General features: G+C 47.1%; 5 protein-coding genes and 1 pseudogene. 3 read left to right on the top strand and 3 right to left on the bottom strand.

Going from position 1 to position 6750, the window contains the following annotated elements:
* The 3 genes from B3K91_RS02745 to B3K91_RS02735 form a co-directional block, all read left to right on the top strand.
* The coding region (locus tag B3K91_RS02745; RefSeq protein WP_292593963.1) for an ABC transporter permease at positions 1-417 on the top strand (417 nt) is incomplete at its 5' end.
* Positions 418-421: 4 nt separating this feature from the next.
* The gene (locus B3K91_RS02740) at positions 422-1414 is read left to right on the top strand and encodes an ABC transporter ATP-binding protein (protein ID WP_214079592.1); all 993 of its coding nucleotides are present in this window, start codon (positions 422-424) and stop codon (positions 1412-1414) included.
* Positions 1407-2372, top strand: a complete 966-nt coding sequence (locus B3K91_RS02735) for an ABC transporter ATP-binding protein (RefSeq protein ID WP_214060160.1) — start codon at positions 1407-1409, stop codon at positions 2370-2372. Before B3K91_RS02740 ends, B3K91_RS02735 begins: the two co-directional genes overlap by 8 nt.
* 61 nt (positions 2373-2433) lie before the next feature.
* Here B3K91_RS02735 and B3K91_RS02730 read toward each other — a convergent pair whose 3' ends face one another.
* The 3 genes and pseudogenes from B3K91_RS02730 to B3K91_RS02715 all read right to left on the bottom strand — a co-directional run bounded on the left by B3K91_RS02730 (position 2434) and on the right by B3K91_RS02715 (position 6293).
* On the bottom strand, positions 2434-3327 hold the full coding sequence (locus B3K91_RS02730) for an EamA family transporter (protein ID WP_292590793.1): 894 nt from the start codon (positions 3325-3327) through the stop codon (positions 2434-2436).
* A 448-nt stretch (positions 3328-3775) separates the two neighbouring features.
* Complete coding sequence (locus tag B3K91_RS02725; protein WP_292590794.1) at positions 3776-4642, bottom strand: alpha/beta fold hydrolase; 867 nt, start codon at positions 4640-4642, stop codon at positions 3776-3778.
* A 434-nt stretch (positions 4643-5076) separates the two neighbouring features.
* Positions 5077-6293: pseudogene (locus tag B3K91_RS02715) on the bottom strand (pyridoxal phosphate-dependent aminotransferase).
* Between the last annotated feature and the right edge of the window lie 457 nt (positions 6294-6750).

Genomic DNA, 6750 nt, shown 5'->3' with positions numbered 1-6750 from the left:
AACACGATAATTGCCATATCTGTTGTCACTTGGACAACTTATGCGAGGCTATCTAGGGCAGAAGCAACAAAAGTCAAATCACAGCCATACATTGAAGCTATACGTGCGGCAGGTGGTGGCAATCTCAGGATAATGTTCCTTCACGTTCTACCGATGTGCATCTCTCCCGTTCTAGTTCAGCTGACCCTAAGGATGGGAACGATAATCCTCACCGCAGCAAGTCTCGGCTTTCTCGGATTAGGAGTTCAGCCCCCGACGCCTGAATGGGGAGCCATGGTTTCCGACGGCAGGAATTACCTGATCGATCAGTGGTGGATATCCACCTTCCCTGGAATATTCATCGCGTTTGTCGTTCTTGGATTCAACCTCCTCGGTGACGGAATAAGAGACATGCTCGATCCAAGGTTGAGGAGGTAATCTTATGGAGCTGAAAGGAAAACTACTGGACGTATCTAACCTGAAGGTATCTTTCTACACATACAGGGGAGTCGTCCAGGCACTCAATGGTGTCGACCTCTGGATGGATTCCGGTGAGAGACTGGGAGTCGTCGGGGAGACCGGTTGCGGGAAGTCAGTTACATCTCTGGCAGTAATGCGATTGATAGAACAGCCCGGTGAGATTCAGGAAGGGAAAGTGATTTTCAATGGCACGAATCTCGTCGAACTCTCCGAAGAGAAGATGAATCGGATAAGAGGCGCCGAAATGTCTATGATATTCCAGGAACCTCGTTCATCACTGAATCCGGTAATGAAGGTAGGCTATCAGATCGGTGAGTCAATAGCGAAATCCAAGAAACTCAAGATCAAGCACACCTACCCCGAGGTCAAAGAGATACTACGCCTTGTCGGGCTTGATCCCGAAAGAGTTATGAACAGCTATCCACACGAGCTCAGCGGTGGAATGTCTCAGAGAGTAATGATTGGCATGGGACTTGCAAGTCATCCAAAACTGTTAATAGCCGATGAACCAACATCTGCTCTGGATGTTACCATTCAGGCTCAGATTCTCGAACTGCTCGATGAGCTGGCCAGGAAGATGGGGAACGCCGTCATGTTGATTACACACGACATGGGAGTCGTAGCGGAATTCTGTGACAAAGTACTTGTAATGTACGCCGGAAACTCGGTCGAATATGCATCTACTGCCAGACTGTTCGAAAAGCCGTTACATCCTTACACGGGTGGTCTGCTTCAGGCGGTACCGAGAGTAGGAAGAACAGATGAACTCAAGGCAATAAAGGGAACTGTTCCCGATCTGGTGAACCCTCCTTCCGGTTGCCGATTCCACCCGAGATGTCCGCACGTTATGGACATCTGCAAGTCGGAGAGGCCGCCGTTCATTGAGATTGAACCCAACCACTACGTTGCATGCTATCTCTTCAAAGGCAAGGGCGAGGTGAGAGAAGATGCCTGAGACCTTAATCAAAATAAGAGGACTTAAGACTTACTTTCCGGTGAAGAAGTCGATCTTCTCGAAGAAGCTCTTTGTTAGAGCAGTAGACGACGTGAATATGGACATTCCAACGGGCTCAACCTTTGCCGTGGTCGGAGAGTCCGGCTCGGGAAAGACGACTCTTGCAAGAACCGTTCTCAGACTAATAGAACCGACTTCAGGTGAAATAGAATTCGAAGGAAAGGACATACTTGGACTCAAAGGCAGGGACCTGCTCGAAGTTAGAAGAAATATGCAGATCGTTTTCCAGGACCCGTACAATTCGCTTCATCCTAGAAAACTGATTAAGAACATAATTGGGGAAGGGATGAAGATTCATTTCAAGATCACCGACGTCGAAATACGAGACAGGATTGCGGCCGTTCTTAAAGAAGTAGGGTTGATAGACGATCACATGTACAGATACGCACATGAATTCTCTGGTGGGCAAAGACAGAGGATTGCGTTTGCGAGAGCCATGGTTCTCAAACCGAAGTTCATCGTTCTTGACGAACCTACATCGGCGCTGGACGTCTCCGTTCAGGCAATGGTTCTGAAGATGATGAAGGAAATAAAGGTTCAAGAAAATCTGACGTATATGTTCATAACACACAATCTATCTCTAGTGGATTATATTGCCGACAGAGTGGCCGTTATGTATGTCGGAGAAGTAGTTGAGATGGGAGACAAGAATACGATCTTCAAACATCCCTCTCACCCATACACTGATCTGTTAATGGCTTCCAACCCTGTCCCGGATCCGAAGTTTGTAAGGGAGAAGCGGCTACTGAAAGGGGAGATACCCAGTTCGATCAATCCGCCATCGGGCTGTAGGTTCCACAACAGATGCCCCTTCGCAGACGAACGCTGCGCTAAAGAGGCCCCCGCACTTAGGGAGATAGGACCCGATCATCATGTGAGGTGTCATTATCCTCTCTAGTTCTTGAGACTGATTTAAGGCATGTCTCTCAAGACATGCCTTTTTTGTGCAGGGAACCGTGCTACCCGACAACTTTTATCTTCGACTTCTGAACTATGAGTACCCCGAGAAGAATCGCACCCATTGCCAGAATCATGAGGAAGTTGATCTTTTCATCAAGGAAGATGGCTCCTAGTGAGACGGCAACCAGTGGATTTATATAAGCATAAGTACCCGCCTTCGTGGCCGGCCACTTCTGAAGAAGATATATATAACTGCTGTAGGCAATCAGGGACCCGAAAACAACGAGATAAGCGATTGCCAGAAGCGAGTTCATCGAGAACCTAACTCTTGAAAATTCACCAGTTATGCCCGAGACAAACATAAGCCCCACTCCACCTGCAAACATCTGAATCCCGATATTTGATACTATCGAACTGTTCCCCTTGAAGGTTTTTGACAGTACCGTTCCAGTAGACCAGAGGAAGCTGGCAGAGAGAAGCATAAGTATTCCTGGGATGTCGATAGAAATACCGTGTTCGGCCGGAACCAGAAGAAAGTAGACACCGAAAAAACCCAGCAGAAGTCCCGAAAGCGCCTTCAAAGTCAACCGCGTCGTTCTTATGAAAAAGTGCTCCAATACCCCGGCAAAGATCGGGATGGTAGCCATTATGAGAGAAGCAACGCCTGAATCGACCCACTGTTCGGCATAGACGACGAGTCCATTTCCACCAAGAAGCATGAAAAGACCAACCAGCCAAAGTCTAGAAAGCTCCGACTTGCTCGAAGGAAAGGAGTGTCCTCTGACGACAGAAAAGACCAGCATAATAGAGCCCGCAATGAGAAATCTCACTCCGGCGAAGAACATAGGCGGCATGCCTTCAACGCCGATCTTTATCGCCAGATAAGTAGATCCCCAAAAAAAACTCACTAGAACGTACGCAAGTATGGCCATTCCATCTCCACTTCTCTTCAAAGCTCAGCCTCATGCGTCCGAACAAAGCTCGGAGTAATAATCGAATTATCCGACAACAAAAGGTGAAAAACAATACGGCTTAGAAACTTTTGTGAAAAGAAGGGGCTATTCACGCCGCTATGTTCACGGAAATACCTGGATCCAACTGGACGATCCGAGGTCCTAGATATCAAGATAAGGCTGCGGGTGCTTCTCATAGACAGAATACTGAGAGTTCTCACTGAAAAGAGCCAATTAAGTGGCACATATTATCCGTTAAGCTTTGGCCTCAGGGGTTGAAGGACAAGGCAACACACATAAACCTTCAACAGGAGAAGCACTCTGATGAGCCTGGCAGTTGTAACCGTCTTCTGAGTAGTTGAACTGCATTCATCCATGCAGCCTTCTGATGGAAGAGAGCAAGCCGGCCACTGTTTAATCGAACTATGGGAATCAGCGAACGGCCGTACTACTTCAGAAAAGCAATCAACAGACCAGCGATCTTTTCCGGAAACTGATAGATAGCTCCGTGTCCTCCGTTATTAAGTTTCACGAGCCATGAGCCTTCTATCGCTTCTGCGAGGATCAGAGAGTTCTTTGCGGGAACAATAATATCGTCCGTTCCCGTTATTATGATCGTGTCTGACTCGATCGACTTCAATCTCTCGAAGGTTCCGCTCCAGCTGCCAGCGGCAGTGTACTGATCAGAAATTCCTCTTTGATCTCCACTCTCTTCCTGACTGGAGGAGCCCGTAAATCTCGCAGCGACCTCCAGATGAGCCAGGGTCCAGTCGGTGAGGAAGAGAACCTTCAGAAGCACTTCGGGATCGCCCATGTTCTGGAGCATAGAGATCGCCTCGTCCGAAGGAGGTATCGACTCGGATCCTCCGCAGCTCGTCGAGAGAAGGACGAGTTTATCTGTCAACTCAGGATAGTTGAGAGCAAACTCCTGCGCGATATACCCTCCCATAGACCAACCCATCACACTGACCTTTTCAAAACCGATGGTTCTTACAAGATCGGCTGCATCTTTAGCAAACAGCTCTATTGAAGGAGTTGCATTAGAAGTTGTCGATCTTCCGATCCCTCTGTTGTCGAATACTATCACGGTGAACTCTTTTGAGAGTGCAGAAACAACATACGGGTCCCAGCTCTCGAGGGGCGAGCCATATCCTGCGATCATCAACAGAGGAGATCCTTTTCCAAAGACCTTGTATGCCATTTCTATTTCGCCGACCTGCACCTTCTTAACGGGAGCGGAATACAATTCAGGAACGTCTTGAGCGAAAAGCGATGTAGATAGAAGAGCAATTACGGCAAGAACTGAGTTTTTCATCTCAGTCCCCCCGTACAAATAGACAATAAATTATACTCCAGGAACTATAACTGCAATCTCCTTCCTTCGACAGAATCGTGCCTTCCCCGGGCTTCACACAAAGAGTGAAACCTGGAACTCGATTGTTTGCGCAGTACCTGTATACCGCTTTCGGGAAAGCAACCTTTCAATATCTTACTCAGTCTCGTCGCCTAAACTTTCAAGTGTCATAAGTGGGCAAACTTCCTTGGTCATAGAGATCGCATCCGGGTCCCTTACAGCGGCCAAAATCAAATCTGGTATCATAGATGTACTGAACCTTCCCGTATTGGGATCGATCTTCAAGTGCAAACCGATCAATTCTCTGGTTGTTTCTTGTCTTTATCCAGACTTGAGGTCAAGCGATAACCATTACTGATCAACCGGGAGGAGCTTGGCTAAACAAATACCGCTCATTATTCTCTCCGGTATCTTTCAATGAGCTGTACCGTTCGATTAATTGCCTCCAGTGCAAAGTGATGATCTTGAGAGAAATTGATGCGAAAACTATTGGTAAACTGAGGGCCAAATTCCGTTCCGATTGTCACCGTAACATCGGCTTGAAATCTTAGGATTTTCACAAACTCTCTCATGGTGACTCTCAACTCGGGAACTCTCACAAATAGATAACTGCCGGCTTCTGTTTTTCTTACTTTGACACCTTCCACGCCGTGAAGCAGTGCCACCAGATCATCTCGGATCCTTTGATGTGCACTCATTCGATCTTCCATCCATCCCTCTGGTTCGTTGAACCACGATGTGAGTACCGCTCTTGAGAATATCCTCCGGCGCGCAGAGAGACTATGGCCTGCAGTTTCTCCATTCGTGCAATGATATTCTCGGAACCAAATGCAACCCCCAAACGATAGCCGCTTAAAGACTCTGTTTTGGATGGACCGATGATTGTGATTAGATTGACGGGTTTGGTGTCTTGGGCACACAGATGTGTATACACTCTGCCATCGAATATCTGTCTTGCATACAGTTGATCTGCGATAACTGATACATCATATTTCTTTGCAAGGAAAGCGATAGATCGAATCTCATCATACGAATAAATAACACCGGTCGGGTTATTAGGATTGGAGAACAAGAAGACCTTAACACCAGTTTTGAAAGCATCTTCAAGTTCGGCTAAATTCAAACCGGCTCGCTTATCAGATTCCAGAAAATCCAGTACAACTGGAATGATTTCTCCATCGAAGAATTGGACCAGTTTTCTGTTGGCGAAATAGTCGGGCTCAACTATTGCAACCTTATCTCCACGGCCAATTAACGATCCCATTGCCAGAAAAAGCGCCCCCTGGGTTCCCGGTGTAATAATGAGTTGCGTATCTGGAGAAATTGTAGTGTTGGTGAATGCAGAAAGCTTTTCAGACAACCATTCTCGTATGTTGCCTCTTCCTTTGTATTCAGTATACGCTTGCTCACCGCCCAAGTGAACGCCTTCTACAAATGCATCTAATGACCCCGGGATCGGTTCAAACGCATTGACATCCCCATGAGAAAAATCAACCGGTCTTCCGGGGATCTTCTCTCCTATCAGTCGAAGCCCCTCGCCATCTTGAAGAGTCTCCTGTCCAGGAGCGTTATCTACTCCAAGCATCGAAAACTTTTCTATTAACTGATCCATCATCACATCGTCCTTCCATAATATCGTTCCTAACTCGGTGCACCCACAGATGCCCGACACTTAATGATCTGCCCATTTATAGAAATCACTCAAGACCCTCTTCAACAAAGAACCAACAGTACAAGCAAGTTCAGATTTCTTTTGCTATGACACTTCTCTTCTGGCGGAAATTTGCGCTACATTTATCGAAGCTCTCCTCAATAAGAATGCATACTAATACTGAAGAAAACCAAGAATGCCCTCATTTTATCATTTAGTAATTGAAATCGAAACTGCGGAAAGCCCTTGTCGGGGATAGCGGGTTTGGGTTGGAAAGAGCAGAATAAGACGCAAGGCTGGGAAGAACAACCCAGGTCACAATGCTGCCTCCGGCAGGAAGTGAGGCTCGCTGGCGCGAGGAAGTGATGCTGGAATAAAACATTAGACGCAAGGCTAGGCAAGAACGGCCCAGGTCGCA

Origin of the sequence: Mesotoga sp. UBA5847, from assembly GCF_002432735.1 — a bacterium.
Lineage (GTDB): Bacteria > Thermotogota > Thermotogae > Petrotogales > Kosmotogaceae > Mesotoga.
This window is presented reverse-complemented; position numbering and strand designations above follow the sequence as displayed.

Bases quoted from the DNA above. Each gene is read 5' to 3' on its own strand.
- B3K91_RS02725 (WP_292590794.1), bottom strand. From the start codon at position 4,642: ATGAAAAACTCAGTTCTTGCCGTAATTGCTCTTCTATCTACATCGCTT.
- B3K91_RS02740 (WP_214079592.1), top strand. From the start codon at position 422: ATGGAGCTGAAAGGAAAACTACTGGACGTATCTAACCTGAAGGTATCT.
- B3K91_RS02735 (WP_214060160.1), top strand. From the start codon at position 1,407: ATGCCTGAGACCTTAATCAAAATAAGAGGACTTAAGACTTACTTTCCG.